Source organism: Mesorhizobium sp. M2A.F.Ca.ET.042.01.1.1 (assembly GCF_003997405.1).
In the GTDB taxonomy this organism is placed as follows: domain Bacteria; phylum Pseudomonadota; class Alphaproteobacteria; order Rhizobiales; family Rhizobiaceae; genus Mesorhizobium.
Genome location: NZ_RZRX01000618.1, coordinates 1 through 687, shown reverse-complemented (window position 1 = coordinate 687; position 687 = coordinate 1). Strand labels below are relative to the sequence as shown.

At 59.1% G+C, this 687-nt stretch carries 1 pseudogene; it reads right to left on the bottom strand.

The window, feature by feature from the left end:
• Positions 1–342: pseudogene (locus EOA23_RS36845) on the bottom strand (DUF2497 domain-containing protein); the annotation flags it as partial.
• Between the last annotated feature and the right edge of the window lie 345 nt (positions 343–687).

The following is a 687-nucleotide window of genomic DNA, read 5'->3' as shown; positions in this document are numbered from 1 at the left end:
CCTGGCACCAGTCTCCGCCGGCGCTGCCTTCACCGGCTCCGGGCGAGCCTCGGCGCGCGCAAGCAATGGATCGGTCGCTGCAAGCTGGGCCTGGACTTCCGCCAGCGTCGCCGGCTTGCGGGGACCGGCATCCGCATGCAGCTCGGAACGAAAGGTGTCGATCTCGACAACGGGTACGGCCGCGGAGGGAATATTGACGACGGCCGGCTCCAGGTCCTGGCGCAGCTCACCGGCCTCGGCCGGCTGCTTGCGACCGGTATCGCTGTCCTCGATGATCCTTCGGATGGAAGCCAGTATCTCTTCCATGGAAGGTTCGCGCTGCGCGCTGCTTGCCGTCGCCATCGTCACATCCGCCGCCCTTGTGACCCATTACGCAATTCCGTTCCTGCCCGAACCGGAATTCGAATCAGTGGAGACAGCGTAACCGACCGATCGCCATCCGAGAATCCCCAATCTGGGGACTCTTTGGATTTCAACAGATTAGGGGATTTCAACAGAAAGCATGTCTCTCGAAAGTGGGAACCGGTTTCGGGATAAAGACATGCATAAAATCAAGAACCTAGAGCGGGATGAAAATGTTTGGAGTCGTTGAGGATTCCCAAATCAGCGATTTTCTGATTCACCGTTCCTGCTGGGAAGGAGGCCAGCATGAATGGCATTGTCGACGGATCTACGTGAGCGCGTGGT